Source organism: Synechococcus sp. Lug-A (genome assembly GCF_024345655.1).
Taxonomy (GTDB): Bacteria; Cyanobacteriota; Cyanobacteriia; order PCC-6307; family Cyanobiaceae; genus MW101C3.
This window is the reverse complement of record NZ_JAGQBN010000015.1, coordinates 68,216-85,439: the sequence shown is the minus strand read 5'-3', so window position 1 is coordinate 85,439 and position 17,224 is coordinate 68,216. Positions and strand designations below refer to the sequence as shown.

16 protein-coding genes and 1 pseudogene are annotated in these 17,224 nt (G+C 69.6%); 11 read left to right on the top strand and 6 right to left on the bottom strand.

All coding sequences use genetic code 11. The features are described from left to right. The 4 genes and pseudogenes from KBY86_RS11990 to KBY86_RS11975 all read right to left on the bottom strand — a co-directional run. Positions 1-222 (bottom strand): annotated as a pseudogene (locus KBY86_RS11990) (GTP-binding protein); the annotation flags it as partial. Beyond that, a complete protein-coding gene (locus KBY86_RS11985; RefSeq protein ID WP_399221486.1) occupies positions 222-2,405 on the bottom strand; it encodes a transglycosylase domain-containing protein in 2,184 nt (727 codons plus the stop codon). The pseudogene KBY86_RS11990 and the gene KBY86_RS11985, both read right to left, overlap by 1 nt. After that, on the bottom strand, positions 2,389-2,865 hold the full coding sequence (gene lspA / locus KBY86_RS11980; protein ID WP_255101267.1) for a signal peptidase II: 477 nt from the start codon (positions 2,863-2,865) through the stop codon (positions 2,389-2,391). The genes KBY86_RS11985 and lspA overlap by 17 nt, the downstream gene beginning before the upstream one ends. A 13-nt stretch (positions 2,866-2,878) precedes the next feature. Next, positions 2,879-3,454 (bottom strand): biotin transporter BioY, encoded by a 576-nt coding sequence (locus KBY86_RS11975; RefSeq protein ID WP_094513125.1) that lies wholly within the window; start codon positions 3,452-3,454, stop codon positions 2,879-2,881. Positions 3,455-3,515: 61 nt separating this feature from the next. Here KBY86_RS11975 and KBY86_RS11970 point away from each other — a divergent pair, with 61 nt between their 5' ends. Beyond that, positions 3,516-3,779 (top strand): NAD(P)H dehydrogenase assembly family protein, encoded by a 264-nt coding sequence (locus KBY86_RS11970; RefSeq protein ID WP_255141200.1) that lies wholly within the window; start codon positions 3,516-3,518, stop codon positions 3,777-3,779. On the opposite strand, the gene KBY86_RS11965 is transcribed toward KBY86_RS11970, so the two are convergent. Together KBY86_RS11965 and KBY86_RS11960 are read right to left on the bottom strand one after the other, a co-directional pair. Then, positions 3,725-5,068: a pitrilysin family protein gene (locus tag KBY86_RS11965; RefSeq protein WP_255141199.1), complete on the bottom strand. Its 1,344-nt coding sequence runs from the start codon at positions 5,066-5,068 to the stop codon at positions 3,725-3,727. The two genes, KBY86_RS11970 and KBY86_RS11965, sit on opposite strands and share 55 nt — an antisense overlap. Next, the gene (locus KBY86_RS11960) at positions 5,065-6,408 is read right to left on the bottom strand and encodes a pitrilysin family protein (RefSeq protein ID WP_255141198.1); all 1,344 of its coding nucleotides are present in this window, start codon (positions 6,406-6,408) and stop codon (positions 5,065-5,067) included. Before KBY86_RS11960 ends, KBY86_RS11965 begins: the two co-directional genes overlap by 4 nt. 52 nt (positions 6,409-6,460) lie before the next feature. Between KBY86_RS11960 and KBY86_RS11955 the strand changes: the two genes are divergently transcribed. The 10 genes from KBY86_RS11955 to recG all read left to right on the top strand — a co-directional run bounded on the left by KBY86_RS11955 (position 6,461) and on the right by recG (position 17,224). Further along, entirely contained in the window at positions 6,461-7,204 is a 744-nt protein-coding gene (locus KBY86_RS11955) for a phycocyanobilin:ferredoxin oxidoreductase (RefSeq protein ID WP_255141197.1), read from the top strand. Continuing rightward, on the top strand, positions 7,147-8,112 hold the full coding sequence (locus tag KBY86_RS11950) for an HlyD family efflux transporter periplasmic adaptor subunit (RefSeq protein ID WP_255141196.1): 966 nt from the start codon (positions 7,147-7,149) through the stop codon (positions 8,110-8,112). Before KBY86_RS11955 ends, KBY86_RS11950 begins: the two co-directional genes overlap by 58 nt. A 16-nt stretch (positions 8,113-8,128) precedes the next feature. Beyond that, positions 8,129-9,313, top strand: a complete 1,185-nt coding sequence (devC, locus tag KBY86_RS11945; RefSeq protein WP_255141195.1) for an ABC transporter permease DevC — start codon at positions 8,129-8,131, stop codon at positions 9,311-9,313. A gap of 86 nt (positions 9,314-9,399) precedes the next feature. Next, on the top strand, positions 9,400-10,095 hold the full coding sequence (locus KBY86_RS11940) for a DevA family ABC transporter ATP-binding protein (protein WP_094513461.1): 696 nt from the start codon (positions 9,400-9,402) through the stop codon (positions 10,093-10,095). A 220-nt stretch (positions 10,096-10,315) separates the two neighbouring features. After that, positions 10,316-10,471 carry a hypothetical protein gene (locus tag KBY86_RS11935; RefSeq protein WP_011129965.1) on the top strand — a complete coding sequence of 52 codons (156 nt, stop codon included), beginning with the start codon at positions 10,316-10,318 and terminating at the stop codon, positions 10,469-10,471. Positions 10,472-10,584: 113 nt separating this feature from the next. After that, complete coding sequence (locus KBY86_RS11930) at positions 10,585-11,517, top strand: glycosyltransferase family 2 protein (RefSeq protein WP_255141194.1); 933 nt, start codon at positions 10,585-10,587, stop codon at positions 11,515-11,517. 143 nt (positions 11,518-11,660) lie between these two features. Beyond that, a complete protein-coding gene (rpsB, locus tag KBY86_RS11925; protein WP_255141193.1) occupies positions 11,661-12,374 on the top strand; it encodes a 30S ribosomal protein S2 in 714 nt (237 codons plus the stop codon). A 62-nt stretch (positions 12,375-12,436) separates the two neighbouring features. Continuing rightward, a complete protein-coding gene (gene tsf, locus KBY86_RS11920) occupies positions 12,437-13,099 on the top strand; it encodes a translation elongation factor Ts (protein ID WP_094513118.1) in 663 nt (220 codons plus the stop codon). Positions 13,100-13,139: 40 nt separating this feature from the next. After that, complete coding sequence (locus KBY86_RS11915) at positions 13,140-14,702, top strand: hypothetical protein (protein WP_255141192.1); 1,563 nt, start codon at positions 13,140-13,142, stop codon at positions 14,700-14,702. Further along, positions 14,699-17,224, top strand: coding sequence for an ATP-dependent DNA helicase RecG (gene recG / locus KBY86_RS11910; RefSeq protein ID WP_399221491.1), 2,526 nt, complete (start codon positions 14,699-14,701; stop codon positions 17,222-17,224). Before KBY86_RS11915 ends, recG begins: the two co-directional genes overlap by 4 nt.

The following is a 17,224-nucleotide window of genomic DNA, read 5'->3' as shown; positions in this document are numbered from 1 at the left end:
CTGGGGGCGGCGGCTCCAGGCCAGCAGCCAGGGGCCGGCAAAGCGGGCCACCAGCAGCACACCACCACCGATCAACAGCAGGGTGACCGGGCCCACCAGCCAGGCCGGCAGCAGGTAGCTGAGTTGCCAGAGCAGATTGTTGACGGCCTGGATCAGCACGGAGGCCGCCACGACGGCGGCCAGCGCCACCGCCAGCCAGATCCAGAGGCGGAAGCGGGGCATCAGCGCCGGGCGACGGCGGCTGGGGTGCCGCTGGGCGCCGCCCGCATGATGTCGCCCCAGAGGGCAGCGGCCTGGGCGCTGGAGCCACCGGTGGGGCGGTTGTCGTCGTTGCCGAGCCAGATGCCCATCACCATGTGCCGGCGCGGTTCGAAGCCCACGAACACCAGGTCACGCGCCTCGTTGGTGGTGCCGGTCTTGCCACCCTCGTTGCCACCCAGGTAGGCGGCAGTGCCGGTGCCGGAACGCACCACCGCGCGCATCATCCCTTGCATGGCCTTGGCCGTCTGGGGTTTGACCACTTGCCGGCCCGGGCTCACGCTTCTGGCAGTACGGGCCCGCTGCTCGCGACAGCGGGCGCTGTCGAGGCCGGCACAGGTTTCGGCATCGGTGAGGCGGCGGATGGTGCTGGGCGCATGCCACACCCCGTCGTTGACCAAAGCCGCGTAAGCGGCGGTGAGCTCGGTCAGCACCACCTCACTCTGGCCAAGGGCCAGCCCGGGAACGGCATGCAGTGGCGAGGTGATACCGAGGTCTCGGGCCGTCTGCTCGACCGCCTCCAGCCCGACGCGGCGGGCCAGCCGCAGCGCGGCGGTGTTGCTGCTCATCGCGAAGGCCTGCCGCTGGCTGATCGCGCCGCGGCAGGTGCTGGCGAAGGATTGCCCCGCCCAGGTGAGCGGGCCGCAGTCGATGCCATCGCCGGGCTTGGCACCACGCTCCAGCGCCGCCACGTAGGTGAACAGCTTGAAGGTGCTGCCGGGCTGCCTGAGGGCCATGCTGGCCCGGTTGAACTGGCTGCGTCGGTAATCGCGGCCGCCGGCGATCGCCAGCATCCCGCCGCTGCGGCTGTCGAGCACCACCACCGCCCCTTCCGAGGCGCCGCCGCGGGCCAGGGCCCGCCGCAGCTGGCGCTCCACCACCTGCTGCAACGCCGGATCAAAGTGGGTCTCCACCAGGAAGTTGCCCTCCACGGCCACCTCCGCACCCACCAGGGTTTCCAGATCAGCGCGCACCTGATCGGTGTAGAAGGGCGCCGGGCGTCCCTGGCCACTGCGGCAGGCCTTGGGGCCGAGCTGAATCGGCCGGCGGCGGGCCTGGCGGGCCTGATCGGCGCTGATCTTTCCCGTGTCGGCCATCTTGGCGAGCACGGCATTGCGCGCGTCCAGCGCCGCCTGGGGATTGGAGCAGGGATCGTGGCCGTTCGGCGAAGGGAGCAGACCCACCAGCAGGGCCGCTTCATCCAGATCGAGCCTGGCGGTGGGTTTGCCGAAGTAGCTGCGGGCGGCATCCTCGAAGCCCCAGCCCACGCCCAGATACACCCGGTTGAGGTAGCTGAGCAGCAGCTCGCTCTTGCTGAATCGGGCTTCCAGCTGCAGCGCCACCAGCAGCTCGCGCCACTTGCGGGCCAGGGTCTCGCCCTGCCCCACCTGGTCGGGGTAGAGGCTGCGGGCCAGCTGCTGGGTGAGTGTGCTGCCCCCCTCCAGCACGCGCCCGCCCAGCAGGTTGGTGACCAGGGCGCGACCGGTGCCGATCGGATCCACCCCCGGATGCCACCAGAAGCGGCTGTCCTCACTGGCCAGCAGCGCATCCCGCAGCACCGGCGGGAAATCGGAGAGGTTCTTGTTCTCGCGGTGTTCGCGCGAATCGGCTGATTGCAGGGGCCGGTTGGCGCGGTCGTAGAGGGCCAGCGGGCCCCGCACCGGCGCCAGGCTGCCGCGCAGCGGCAACTGCAGCGCTGACAGACCCAGCAGCAGCAGGCCGGCCCCGGCAGCGCCAGCCAATGCCAAGGTGCCGGCCCGGGCCAGGCGCAGCAGCCGGGGCATGGGTCGCCGCTGGAACACCAGTTCTGGCAACCCCGGCTCCGAGGGCGGGCCGAGCCGCACCACGTCGCCGTCCCGCAGGAGCAGTGCAGTCACCCGGCTGCCGCGCCAATAGAGGCCGTTGGTGGAGTTGTCATCGCGGATCAGCCAGTCACCGCCCACCTGCTCCAGCAACGCGTGCTGCTTGCTCACCGCCGGATGGTCGATGCCGACCTCCAGGCGGTTATCGCGGCCGATGCGATAGAGGCCGCCGTAGAGGGCCAACCGGCGTGAGGGCTGACCGGGGAGGAACACCTCCAGCACAGCGCCTCCCGCTTCGGGCGGCTGCGCCAGGCGCTGCTTGAGGCGCTCAAGTCCCGCGACCACGGCTCTCCTCCAGCAGGTCGAGCGCCAGGCAGATCACGGCCACGTTGATCGCCACATCCGCCAGGTTGAACACCGGAAAGCGCACCGGCACCAGTTCGAGAAAATCCACCACCCAGCCGAGCCGCCAGCGGTCGAGGCCATTACCGAGCGCACCACCCAACAGCGCCCCCACCCCCAGCCACTGCCAGCGGCGCAGGCTGCTCTGGCGCTGGATCCACACCCCCAGGCCGATCGCTACCACCAGGCTCACCAGCGCCAGCGCCTTGGTGGAGCCGGTGAACAGGCTGAAGGCGGCGCCGGTGTTGAAGACGAGGCGCAGGCGCAGCAGACCGGGCAGCAACGGGCTGCTGGAGGTGCCGGAGAGGGCCGACAGGGCCCAGGCCTTGCTGGCCTGATCGAGCACCAGCACCACCAGGGCGGTGATCCAGGCGGCGCGGCGGCGATGGCCGGCGAGGCTCATGACGGCCCCCCGTTCACGAGCTGACCAGCAGCAGCCGGCGCAGCGGCACGGCCAGCACTGCCACGGCGCAGCAGAGCATCAGCTGGGGCAGCAGCGGACCGAGGCTGTAGGCGAGCAGCAGATCGCCCAGGCCCCCTCCCCAGCGGCCCACCAGTCCACCGAGCAGCAGGTAGGCGAGGCCGCATAGCTGGATCACCCCCAGGCCGAACAGCGCCGCCCCCATCAGGCGCAGCAGTTCGCCCATGCCGGGCTGGCTGGCCAGGCGGCCGCTCAGCCAGGCGGCCGGGATGAAACCGGCCAGAAAGCCGAAGCCCGGATCGAGCAGGTAGGCCATGCCGCCACCGGTGTGGAACACCGGCAGCACCAGCAGGCCAAGGCTCAGGTAGGCCACCGCCGCCAGCAGGGCCGGCCGTGGGCCGCACACCAGGGCAGTGAGCAACAGGGCCGGCACCTGTGCGGTGACCGGCAGTTCGCGCAGGGCGTAACCCCCATCCACGAAGGGCATGGCAACGGCGACACGGATCAGGCCGCCGCTGATGATCAGCAGAAGTCCGACGATGGCGCCGCTGCAGTTGGCTAAGGCCCGCAAGCAAGGGAGATCTGGTTGGCTCCATCCTGCTGTAGTGGGGGGCAGCTGCACAGCCTTGCCAATGGACGAACCGCCATCCCCTGCCTATGCCGTCGGTGCCCTGGTGCAGCTGGGCGAGCGGCCGGCCTATCTCAAGACCGCCGACCCGATGCCGATGCTGCGACCGCCCGATCTGGTGGACAGCGGAGAGGTGGGTCAGGTGGTGAGCCTCAGAGCACTGGGACAGCTGGCCGTGCGCTTTCGGCGTGGCACCTTTCTGCTGGAGCCCGATCAGCTCTGCGCCGCCGCTGACACGGACCCCCCTGCCGAACGCCCCAACGGGTGAGCGGCCCAGGCCCGTTCCGCCATGGCGAGGGCGCCAGCTGGACCGCACAGGCTGAGGCTGGGGGCTGCCAGCAAACTGCGCGCCACTTGCTGCAGGGCGTGGGGGGTGAGCGCTTCGGCGCGGACCACCGCCTCATCGGCGTAGGACCAGGGCAGGCCATGGCCGAGCACCAGCGCCTGGCGATCGGCCACCTGGCCACCCGTCTGGCGGCCAACCGCAGCGGAACCGCGGAACTTCGCGAGGGCGAGCTGCCACTCCGGGAGGGTGAGGGGTTGATCCAGCAGCCGCTGCCATTCGTTCAGCAGCTCGGTGGTGGCCAGCGCCGCCCGCTCGGCTGAACTGGAGAGGTGGCAGACGAACGGGGCGGCCCCGCGGCGAGCCGGCAGGTGCACACCCACGTCGTAGGCAAGGCCGTGCTCTTCGCGCAGGGCCACGAACAGCCGGCTGGACATGCCCACACCGAGATGGCACTGCAGCAGGCGCAGAGCCAGGGAGCGGGGATCGGCCAGGGGCACCGTGGCGGCTCCGAGCATCAGCACCAGCTGCTCGGTGTCCTGCTCCACCGTCACCAGCTCAGGGCCGCCGCAGCCTGCGGGGCCGGCGCCGGGCTGCGGCGCAAAGGTGGTCCAGGGAGAGGGTTCCTGACCCTCATCCGCCACCTCCAGCAGATCCCGCACCGCCTCGGGCGGTTGGCCCGCCATCACCAGCACCGCCCCCTGCGAGCCGAGCCCGGCGGCGGCCTGCGCCAACCGGGGCCGCTCCACGGCGGCGAGCTCATCGTCCACACCCAGGGGGTCATGGCCGTAGCCCCCCTGGCCGTAGAGCTGGCGGCGCAACAGATCGTGGGCCTGCTGGAACGGATCTTCCCGCTGGCGGGCGAGGGTCTGCAGGTTGAGCTGCCGCTCAAGGCTGAGCTGATCCGGCGCCAGCCACGGGCTGCGCACCATGGTGTGCAGCAGCGGCAGCACGGCAGAGGCATCGGCCGTGGCGCACTTGAGGCTGATCACCAGGGCGTCTTCGCTGGCTTCGCAGCGCAGTTCATCGCCGAGGCCCTCCACCAGATCGGCAATCGCCTCGCCACTGAGGTTTCCGCAGCCGCGGGTGAGCAGGCCGGCCAGCAGCTGGGCGCGACCCCGCTCACCGGGCGGGTCGGCAGCGCTGCCGCCCCTGATCCAAAGGCGCGCCGACAGGATCGCCGGGCCAGGGCGCCGGCTCACCCAGACCGGACAGCCGCTGCTCAGGGTGAAGGTGTCAGGCGCCGGCAGGGGGGGGATGGGAGGAATGCTCATGCGGGCAGGGCCAGCACACGGCAGGCGCGCTCAGGGGCGAACAGGGGCAGGATCTCAGCGTGCAGCCGTTGCGGCGTCCAGAGCCGCAGCCGTTCGAGCGGCTCCTGCAGGGGCTCCAGCCGCCCCCAGAGGCTCTGGTTGCCGATCAGCCCCGCCACCGGCGAAGCCGCCTCCAGACCAAAGCGATAGCCGTTCGCCACCAGCCGCTGGGCCCGCTCCCACTCGCTGGTGCTGGGGGGCGTGACGCTGAGCTCCTGCCAGACCTTGCCGATCTCCGCCTCCACAGCCTCCGCCTGATCGGGTTCGCAGACGGCTTCGAGCAGGGCCAGACTGCCGGCCTCGAGCACGTTGAGATCGAGGTCAACACTTTCCACCAGGCGCAGATCCTCCCGCAACCGCTGCACCAGACGGCTGCGGCGTCCCTCCGCCAGCAGGGTGGTGAGCAGGTCAGCGCCGGCCGTGGCCTCCAGATCGGCAGCGGCGGGCAGTTGCCACACCATCAGCAGGCGGGCCGCCTCCAGGCGAGGGAGCCGGAGGGTGTGGCGGCCGGGCTGCAGCGCGAGGACTGGGGCAGGAGCGGCCGAGGGCGCAGAAGCAGGGGCCGATGGGGTGGCTGGTGTGGCGGTAGCAGGGGGCTCGCCGGGTCCGGCACTGGCGGAGAGGCCTGCAGGATCAGCCAGGTCGGCCAGGGCGCTGCCCGCCACCATGGCCTCGAGATCCAGGCCATCGAGGGCACCGGCCACCGCCAGGCTGCAGGCGCTGGGCCGGTAGCCGCGCCGGTGGAAGGCAGCCATGCGCTCGGGGTTGTGGCGGGTGAGGGCCTCACGCTCACCGAGAATCGCCAGTCCGTAGGCATGACCTGGGCAGGCCAGCGCCAGCAGCCGCTGGAAGGCCACGTCCTCCGGCTGGTCTTCGCTCTGGGCGAGTTCTTCGAGCACCACCTGGCGCTCCATGTCGAAATCGGAGGCCTCCAGGCGCGGGTGCAGCACCAGATCCAGCAGCAGATCGAGGGCTTCCGCCGCCGCCGCCGGTGGAATCAGCACGTGGTAGTGGACGTCATCGAAGCCGGTGGCGGCATTGCTGCTGCCGCCGAGCGCCTCGATGCGCTGATCGAACGCTCCAGGGGCAAGGGTTTCGCTGCCCTTGAACACCATGTGCTCGAGGAAGTGGGCCAGGCCGGATTCGGCCGCCTGCTCGCTGGCGCTGCCGGCGCGGCACCAGAAATCCAGGCAGACCACCGGCGCCTGCTCCTGCCGCACACTCACCACCGGAACGCCGTTCTGGAGATGGAAGGCCTGGGGCGTCGGCAGGGCCTCATGCAGGGCAGGCAGGGAGCTCAACGGTTCAGATCCTGGCCGTGGGAAGATCAGCATTCTGCTGGCTGAGGCTGCATTGGCGAGCGCCACGATCCCAGCCACCGGCGGGGTGCACCCCTTGGTGGACACGCTGGCGGCAGCGATCCGCAGCAGCTGGCAGGCGCTGCCAGAGCTGGAGCCGCTGGCGATCGCCGACGACCTGGAGGCGATCAGCGGCAGCCTCGATGGCGAGCGGCTGTTCATCCACAACGAGCTGCGCCGCTGCCGCGGCCTGCGCAAGCTGCATCTGGAAACCGCCCGGCTGGGGGCCGGTCTGCAGATCCTTCACTGCGTCTACTTCCCTGATCCCCGCGCCGATCTGCCGGTGTTCGGCGCCGACATCGTGGCCGGGCCGGCGGGGGTGTCCGCCGCGATCGCCGATCTCTCCCCCACCCGCGGTGCGCTGCCGGAGGGCATCGCCGGGGCCCTGGCGGCCCTGCCGGTGCATCCCTTCAGCCAGCCACGGGAGCTGCCGCCCTGGGGCACGATCTTCTCGCCCTACGTGCGGTTCGTGCGCCCGGCAACCGCCCAGGAGGAGGGCTGGTTCATTGAAGAAGTGCAGGGCTTTCTGGCGGTGCTCTCGGCCGCAGCCCAGGCCGCCCACTTTCAATCGTGGGACGATCCAGCTACGGTTGCTCGGTATCACGGTCAGCTGTCGTATTGCCAGCAACAGAAACGAAACGACAAGACGCGGCGGGTGCTGGAGAAGGCCTTCAGCCCAGCGTGGGCCGACCGGTACATCGAGGAGCTTCTGTTCGACGATCCGCCGGAGCTTCCCTGACTCCCGGCCGTCCCCGCGCCCTGCGCATCGCGATCGCGGCGCTCGTGGTGGCGGGCGTGGCTGCGGTGGCCTGGCAGTTCCGCCCGAAGCCGGCCCCCACGCCGGCACCCGTCGCCAGCAGCCGGCCTGCCGTGGTGGATGCCATTTCGGCGCTGGGCCGGCTCGAACCGGCCGGTGACATCCGCAATCTGGCGGCACCGATGTCGGAGATGGGCGGCAGCCCCCGCATCTCCGAGCTGCTGGTGCAGGAGGGCGACAGCGTGGCGGCGGGGCAGTTGCTGGCGCGCTTCGACAATCGCCCTTCGCTGCTGGCCCGGCGCAGCCTGGAGCGCAGCCGCATCGCCAACTTGAACCGCAGGGTCGCTGTGCTGGAGCGTGAAGTGAACCGCTACCGCCAGCTCGCCCGCAATGGCGCCGTCGCCGCCTCCGAACTGGAAACGCGCGAACTCACGCTGCTGGAGCTGCAGGGCAACCTGCGTGAAGCCCTTGATCAGATCGCACGCACCGAAACCGATCTGGTGAACAGTGAGTTGCGTGCTCCGATCAGCGGCACCGTTCTGAACGTCGAAGCCCGGGCGGGCGAGCGGCCCGGCGACAAGGGCATCCTCCAGATCGGTGCCAGCGACCGCATGGAAGTGGTGGCCGAGGTGTACGAGAGCGACATCCGCCGGGTGAAGCTCGGCCAGACCGCCAGCATCAGCAGCGAGAACGGCGGCTTCGATGGCAGCCTGCGCGCCCGCGTGATCCGGATCAGTCCGCAGGTGCAGCAGCGGGAGGTGCTCGCCACCGATCCCACCGGCGATGCCGACGCGCGGGTGGTGGAGGTGCGGCTCGCGCTGGATCCGGCCGATACCGCGAAGGTGCGCAACCTCACCGGAACCAAGACGATCACCCGCTTCGACCCATGAGCCGGAGCCTGCCGTGATGCGCGTCCCCTTGCTCGGGGATCTCTGGGCCGCCCGGCGCATCCCCCTGGCCTGGCTGCTGCTCACCCGTCAGCCCATGCGGCTGCTGGTGGCGCTGGCGGGGATCAGCTTCGCGGGCATCCTGATGTTCATGCAGCTGGGCTTCCGCGACGGCCTGTTCGACGCCAGCATCACAATCCACCGGCTGTTCGACGCCGACCTGGTGCTGATGAGCCCGCGCACGATGAGCTCGATCAGCATGTCGAGCTTTCCGCGCCGCCGGCTCGTGCAGGCCCTCGGTGACCCTGCGGTGCAGGGGATCACCCCGGTGCACTGGAGCTTCCTGCTGTGGCGCAACCCTGAAACGCTCGCCACCCGTCAGATCCTGGCGCTTGGCTTCGAGCCGAACGATCCCCTGTTCACCGACCCGGGCCTGGCAGCCAAGGCGAAGCTGCTCACCCAGCGCGACCGGGTGCTGTTCGATGAGGCCTCAAGGCCGGAGTTCGGGCCGGTGGGTCCGTGGTTCCGCGAAGGGAAGACGGTGGAAACCGAGGTGGATGGCAAACGGGTGCGGGTGGCGGGCCTGGTGGCCCTGGGCCCCTCCTTCGGCGCCGACGGCAACCTGATCACCAGCACCGAAACCCTGCTGCGGCTCAAACCCAACACCCCGCCGGGGGCGATCGAGCTGGGCCTGATCCGCCTTCGGCCCGGCGCTTCCCCAGAGGTGGTGCAACAGCGGTTGCGGGAGCGACTTCCCGCCGACGTGACAGTGTTCACCAAGCAGGAGTTCGAGGAAGCCGAGAAGGACTACTGGCGCACCAGCACCGCGATCGGGTTCATCTTCACGCTCGGTGCCGCCATGGGCTTCGTGGTGGGCTGCGTGATCGTGTACCAGATCCTCTACAGCGACGTCAGCGACCACCTGCCCGAGTACGCCACCTTGATGGCGATGGGCTACCCACTTGTGACCCTGCTGGGGGTGGTGGCCCGGGAGGGCATCCTGCTGGCCGTGCTCGGCTATGTGCCGGCCTACGCCGCCGGCACTGGCCTCTACCACCTGGTGCGCTCCGCCACGCGCTTGCCGGTGGGGATGGAAGCCAACCGCTCCCTGTTGATCTTCGGCCTGATCCTGGTGATGTGCATGGGCTCCGCAGCCCTGGCCATGCGCAAGCTCGGCGATGCCGATCCTGCCGAAATCTTCTGAGCCCTGCGCCGATGTCCCCCGTCACCAGCACCGTCACGAGCCCAGCCGACTACGGCAGAGCCGATGCCGGCGCCAACGCCTCGGCCATGGTGGAGATCAGCGGCCTCTGCCATTCCTATGGCAAGGGAACGATGCGCCGGCAGGTGATCCAGAACGTGGATCTGCGCATCGACCCGGGCGAAGTGGTGCTGCTCACCGGCCCGTCGGGATGCGGGAAAACCACGCTGCTCACGCTGGTGGGGGCGCTGCGCCAGGTGCAGGAGGGCCACGTGCGTGTGCTGGGCCAGGCCTTGGAGAACAGTGGCCGCGGCGAGCGGCAGCGCTTGCGGCGCCGCATCGGCATGATTTTTCAGGGCCACAACCTGTTGCGTTGCCTGACGGCCGAGCAGAACGTGCAGATGGGGGCGGATCTGCTGCCGGGGCTTGGCTACCGCGCCCGCCGCGACCAGGCCCGCGAATGGCTGCGGGCCGTGGGGCTCGGCGATCACCTGGGCAAGTTGCCCCACGACCTCTCGGGCGGTCAGAAGCAGCGGGTGGCGATCGCCCGGGCCCTGGCCACCCATCCACGCCTGCTGCTGGCGGATGAACCCACCGCCGCCCTCGACAGCCAGAGCGGCCGCGAGGTGGTGGAACTGCTGAAGCGCCTGGCGCGCGAGCAACAGTGCGCCGTTTTGATGGTCACCCACGATCCGCGCATCCTTGATGTGGCCGACCGGCTCGTGAAAATGGAAGACGGTCGCCTGTCGTCCGCGCCACTGGCGATCGCTGCGACAGCGCACTGAGGGGGCCCGGAAGCTGCGCTCCAGCGGAGCAGCTGACTACAGCTGTGAGCTGCGGCGGTGATCTGCTGCCATGAGCTTCAGCTGAGCTGCCGCAGTGAAACTGGGCCGTCTGAAACGACGGCGATCCAGGGCCGTGCGAAAGGGCAGTGCTGGCTGGGCGAGCTGAAGCCGCTCGGAACCCATTGGCTAGAGTGAACGATCTCCCGTACCCAGGTCGTCCATGGCGAAACGCCGGAACCTCAAAAAGGAAAAGCAGGAACGTAACCGCTCCTACGCCCGCAAATTCAAGAAGCGCAAGCTCCGCAACGACGGTCGCGGTGAAGGTGCCGGCAACGGTGTCACCGGCACCGCCAACAACGGTGGCGCCGCCGACTGAGCCGTCGCGCCACGCCCCTTGATCAATGGAAAGGGATCCTGCGGGGTCCCTTTTTTTGCCTCTCGATTCGCCCTCCCCTCCGGCTTCCCCCGTCCTCCCTTCGTTTCAGGCGCATGTTTCTCAGCGTCGTCATTCCCACCTACAACCGCCGGCCCATCCTCGAGAAGGCACTCACCGCGCTGGAGCAGCAGCGGCTCGGAGCCCCGATCGAGGCCTACGAAGTGGTGGTGGTCGACGACGGCTCCACCGATGACACCCCCGCCTGGCTGCGCCAGGAGGCCGGCCGCTTCCCCCACGTGCGGCTGGTGGAACAGGACCATGGCGGTCCGGCGGAAGGGCGCAATCGGGGCGTCGCCCATGCCCGCGGCGATGTGATCGTGTTCATCGACAGCGACCTGGTGGTGAATGACGGCTTCCTGCTGGCCCATGCCGAGGCCCTGGTCGCCTACTGGGAGCGGCACGGCCACCGCCGTTGCTTCACCTACGGCGCGGTGATCAACACCTCCAACTTCGAGGACCCGCGCAGCGAACCCCACAAGCTCAGCGATCTCTCGTGGGCCTACTTCGCCACCGGCAATGTGGCGATCGACCGGGCACTGCTGGAGCAGGCCGGCCTGTTCGATACCGGCTTCCGGCTCTACGGCTGGGAAGACCTCGAACTGGGCGAACGGCTAAGGCAGCTCGGGGTGGAGCTGGTGCGCTGCCCTGCAGCGGCGGGGTATCACTGGCATCCGGCCCTGCGCCTGGAACAACTGCCCGATCTGGTGCGCATCGAGCAGGAACGGGCGCGCATGGGCCTGGTGTTCTACCGGAAGCACCCCACCCGCAGGGTGCGCTTCATCATCCAGTTCACCTGGTTGCACCGGCTGCTGTGGGAGGTGCTCACCCTCGGCGGGCTGGTCAACGAACGCACGCTGCGGCCCCTGCTGGCCTGGTTGATCCGCCGCGGCCAGCCGGGGCTGGCGATGGAGCTGCTGCGGCTGCCACTCAACCGGCTTGGCGTGCGGGCTCTTTACCGGGAAGCAAGGGCCGCAGGGCTGCGCTGAAGGCCCGTTTGGTAATTTGAGTGGTCCCCACAAACCGCACACCTGTCCGTTTCGGGTGTTCACACGATCAAGGGCGCCTCTTTCTCGAGTCGTTTCGTGCTGACCCCGGGCAGGGGGAGGCGAACCCGAACCCCTCCCCCCCCGTGGCTGTCGTACCCCTCCCCAAAAGGAGGGAGGCGGGTGCCCCCTTCGGCCACCAAACCCGCCGCTGGAATCCCAAGATGTCGCGCTACATCTATTGCGCGCGCAACGGGGTCCACATCATCGATCTCGTGCAGACCGCCGTCTGCATGAACAACGCCTACAAATGGACCCGCAGCGCCTCGCGCGCTGGCAAGCGGTTCCTGTTCGTGGGCACCAAGAAACAAGCCTCCGAAGTGATTGCTCAGGAGGCTGCCCGCTGCGGCGCCGCCTACGTGAACCAGCGCTGGCTGGGCGGCATGCTCACCAACTGGAGCACGATGCGCGCCCGCATCGATCGCCTCAAGGATCTGGAGCGGATGGAGTCTTCCGGCGCCATCGCCATGCGGCCGAAGAAGGAAGCGGCCGTGCTGCGGCGCGAGCTGGAGCGGCTGCAGAAGTATCTGGGTGGTCTGAAGAACATGCGCCGCCTGCCGGATGTGGTTGTGCTGGTGGACCAGCGCCGCGAAACCAACGCCGTTCTGGAGTGCCGCAAACTCGACATTCCCCTGGTGTCGATGCTTGACACCAACTGCGACCCCGACCTGGCCGACGTGCCGATCCCCTGCAACGACGACGCCGTGCGTTCCGTGCAGCTGGTGCTGGGCCGCCTGGCCGATGCGATCAACGAAGGTCGCCATGGGGCCCAGGAACCCCGCGACGACGACGAGGGCTGAAGCCCTCCTCCGCCTCCCTCAGCCTCTTCACTCCCTCTCCCTTCTCCCCCTCCGTTTCTGTCATGGCTGAGATTTCAGCAAAGCTCGTCAAGGAACTGCGCGAAAAAACCGGCGCAGGGATGATGAACTGCAAGAAGGCACTGGCCGAAAACGCCGGTGACATGACCAAGGCCGCCGAATGGCTGCGCCAGAAGGGCATTGCCACTGCGGAGAAGAAAGCCGGTCGTACAGCAGCGGAAGGGGCGATCGGCAGCTACATCCACACCGGCGCTCGCGTCGGTGTGCTGCTTGAACTCAACTGCGAAACCGACTTCGTCGCCCGCGGTGATGTGTTCCAGGAGCTGCTGCGCAACGTGGCGATGCAGATCGCCGCCTGCCCCAACGCCGAATACGTGAGCACCGAGGAGATCCCCCCGGAAATCGTCGAGCGCGAGAAAAGCATCGAAATGGGCCGCGATGATCTTGCCGGCAAGCCCGACAAGATGAAGGAGAAGATCGTCGAGGGACGCATCGGCAAGCGGCTCAAAGAGCTCGCGCTGCTGGAGCAACCCTTCATCAAGGACAGCGCGATCACTCTGGCCGAACTGGTGAAGCAGGTGGCCGGTCAGGTCGGTGAAAACATCCAGGTGCGGCGCTTCACCCGTTACACCCTGGGTGAGGGCATCCAAGTCGAAGCCAGCGATTTCGCCGCTGAAGTGGCGGCCATGAGCGGCCCGAGCGCTTGAGCGGCTCCGCCGGAGTCCTCCTCTCCGTGGAGTGTCAGCCTTGGAATCCAGCGCCACGGCACTGACGGAAGCCCAGGCCCACCTGCACCAGCTGCGCCAGCGCATGGAGCAGAGCAATCAGGCCCTGTATCGGGATCTGGCCCTCTACCTCCAGGTGCTGAGGGCCGGCTTGCCGCAGGCAGTCCTGCAGGCCACCTTTCACCTGGCCACCCAGGTGGTGCCGGCGCGCTACACGGCGCTCGACACCGCCGAGCGGCTTGGACTGCAGCAGCGCCTGCAGCAACTGGTGCAGCGCTGCAACGCTCTGCTCACGGTGGAGCAGCTGATCGTGCTGGCACGCCAGGTGCGCTCTGAACAGCAGCGCCTGCGGCGGCGGGAGCAGCGGCGTCTGCTGGCCGCCATGGCTGCTGCCGCTGGGGAAGCTACAGAGTCTTCCCATGGCGATGACACCCCTGGCCCATCCGGCGACGGCTCTGGCCAAGACTCCGGCCAGGCGATGGGCTTGCCCCGCGGTTCCGTGCAGCTGGGCATGGATCTGCCGCTCAGTGCCGATCTGTTCGCCGCCGGCCTGCCGGGCCTGAGCGGGCTGTCCGGCCTGGCCGCGCTCACCAGCGGCAGCGAGGAGGAAGGCGGCCGCGCCGCTGCGTACGGCGGCGGCGACACGGAGGACGAGGATGAGGACGACGCGCACAGCGGCCACCACGATCCAGACGGCGCCGATGCGGACGACGGGCGGAGCTACGACGCCCAGAGCTACGACGACGCAGACGAAGACGACACCGACGATGACGCTCTCATCGACGCCGACCCCGAAGATGACGACGCCGATCCAGACGGTGTAGGCCGAAACGACGACGTCCGAGACGATGGTGGCCGCAGCCACCGCCGGCACAGAAACCGCTCAGGCGGCAGCCAGGGAGATCGTGCCGCCACTCAGGCCGCCAGTGGTTTCGACGCCGGCGGCGAACCCGCCCATGTGTTCCAGGCGCTGTTCGCGATGGCCAGCGAGGCGATGGGGCGCCTGCCTGCTCCGGCCAGGGACACCGACAACGACGGCGATCAGGATCTCGATGACGACAGCGAGGGGAGCGCCGTATCAGCGTCCGCCTCGCCTACCGGCCCAGACGACAGCAGCGAGGCGCCCTATCTGTTGCCGCGCCAGCCGCTGGAGCTGCTGCACTGGTGGGGCGCCTTCGACCTCGCCCTGCAGCGGCGTCTGCGCAATCTCTCGCACGCGATCAACCTCGAATTGCTGCGCCTGGGCCTCACGCGCAGCCTGCTGCCGGCGAGCCTGCTGGATGCGGTGCTGCGCGGGCAGATCGAAGCACTGCCGGCTCCCGCCAACCTGCTGCGCCTGTCTCTGCCCTTCAGCACCGATGGCATGGCCGCGCCGATGGAAGCGTTCGGTCTGCTGCTGCGCGGCCCTGATCTCGAGGCTGAGCAGCCGCGGCTGCGCACCAGCCGGCGCCGGCTGGAAGAGCGGCGCAGCGAACTGCGCACGGTCGCCCGGAACTACCGACACTGGCAGCGGCGCACCCTCGCCCTGGAGGCGGAGCAGCAGTGGTTGCAGGACAGTCGGATGGCAGGTCCGGTTCAGCCCTGACCCCGGGCTCGCCAGCGGGCGATTGGCTGGCCACCCTGCAACAGGCCCTGAGGGTGGAGGCGGAACGCGGTTTCGGCGACCTGCAGGGCCGCCACGAGTGCTTCAGCGCCTTCCTGGCCCGCAGCTGCCGCCAACCACCGGACGGCCTGACCCAGCGACCGGAGGATCAACGCGCCCTGGCCGAGCTGGCTGCCGGCTTTGAGGGCTACAGCGGCCTCAGCCCCGCCCGCCGGCAGACCCTGGTGCGCCAGTGCCGCGAGCGGCTGCATGCCCTGCGCCGCTCCTTCGACCCACCGGCCACCGTGGCGCCGCCGCGGCTGCCGCGGCGCGAGGCGCCCGCGCCTGCGGCAGGCAGCAGAGGTGCAACCAGCGGCGATGCACGCACCAGCGGCGTAAGCAAGGGGCAGGCGGCCATCGAACCCGACACGCCGCTGGGGGCGATCCGTGGCATCGGCGCCAGGACCGCCACCCAGCTCGCCGCCATGGGGTTGCTGCTGGCCCGTGATCTGGTGCGCCACTACCCCCGCGACTACGTCGATTACGCGAACCTGGCGCGGATCGGTGCCCTGCGCGCCGGCGAGACGGCCACCGTGGTCGCCACGGTGAAGCGCTGCCATGCCTTTGCCAGCCCGCGCAATCCCAACCTCTCGATCCTGGAGCTGCAGCTGCAGGACATCACGGGCCGGCTGCGGGTGAGCCGGTTTCTGATCGGCAAGCGCTTCAGCACGCCGGGTTGGCTGAAAGCCCAGCAACGCCAGTTCCCGCCCGGCTGCACGGTGGTGGCCAGCGGCCTGGTCAAGGACTCGCCCTACGGCCCCTGCTTCCAGGATCCGCTGATGGAGGTGCTGGAGCGCCCGGATGCGCCGCTGCGCTCCGATCGCATCGGCCGGCTGCTGCCGGTCTACGCGCTCACCGAAGGCCTGAACGCCGAACGCTTGCGGCAGGCCTTGCGGGTCGTGCTGGAGGCGGCGGTGCGTTGGCCCGATCCCCTGCCGGCCAGTCTGCGCCAGCGGGAAGCTTTGATGGGCCGTGGGGAGGCGCTGCAGGGGTTGCACGATCCCCGCGACCGGGATCATCTGCAGGCCAGCCGTCACCGGCTGGTGTTCGATGAGTTTCTGCTGCTGCAGTTGCGGCTGCTGCAGCGACGCCTGCAGCAGAGCCGCCGGCCCTCCACGCCGCTCTCGGTGAACACGGGCGCCGGCAGCCTGGTGGGCGGCTTCCTGGCGCTGCTGCCCTTCCCCCTCACCGCCGCCCAGCAGCGGGTGCTGGCGGAGATCCGCGCCGACATGGCCCGGGGCCAGCCGATGGCACGCCTGGTGCAGGGGGATGTGGGCAGCGGTAAGACCGTGGTGGCCATTGCCGCCCTGCTCACGGCGATCGAAGCCGGTTGCCAGGGGGCCTTGATGGCTCCCACCGAAGTGCTGGCCGAGCAGCATGCCCGCAAACTCGGCGACTGGCTGCCCCAGCTGCATGTGCGCGCGGCGCTGCTGACCGGCTCCACTCCGCAGCGGCGGCGCCGTGAGCTGCTGCAGGACCTGGCGAACGGCCAGCTGCAGCTGCTGGTGGGCACCCACGCCCTGCTGGAGGATCCGGTGCAGTTCGCCCGGCTCGGTCTGGTGGTGGTCGATGAGCAGCACCGCTTCGGGGTGCGGCAGCGCGACAGGCTGTTGGGGAAGGATGTCCAGCCCCACCTGCTCACCATGACCGCCACCCCGATCCCCCGCACCCTGGCGCTTTCGGTGCACGGAGATCTCGAGGTGAGCCAGATCGATGCGTTGCCCCCCGGCCGCACCCCCATCCGCACGCGGCTGCTGCGCAGCGGGGAGCGCCAGGAGGCCTACAGGCTGATCGCCGAGCAGGTGGCACTGGGGCAGCGGGCCTATGTGGTGCTGCCGCTGGTGGAGGAATCCGAGAAGCTCGACCTGCGCTCGGCGGTGGAGGTGCACCGCCAGCTGAGCGAGGAGGTGTTCCCGCAGCTGCGGGTGGGGCTGCTGCACGGCCGCATGGCCAGCAGTGAGAAGCAGGAGGCGATCACTGCCTTCGCCAGCGGCGCCTGCGATGTGCTGGTGGCCACCACGGTGGTGGAGGTGGGTGTCGACGTGCCGGACGCGAGCGTGATGGTGATCGAGCACGCCGAGCGCTTCGGCCTGGCCCAGCTGCATCAGCTGCGGGGGCGGGTGGGCCGCGGTGCCGCCGCCTCCCACTGCCTGCTGATCAATGACAGCCGCAACGCCGAAGCCCGTCAGCGGCTGGAGGTGCTGGTGCGCAGCAGCGACGGCTTCGAGATCGCCGAAATGGACCTGCAACTGCGGGGCCCCGGGCAGGTGCTCGGCACGCGCCAATCGGGGCTGCCCGATCTGGCCCTGGCCAGCCTCACGGAGGATGGCGCCGTGCTGGAACAGGCACGGGCCGTGGCGCAGGGGCTGCTGGCGGCGGATCCGGAGCTGCAGCGGCACCCGGGCCTGGCCCTGGCCCTGGCCGAACAGCGCCAGCGGCAGGCGGAAGCGGCTCGCTTGAATTGA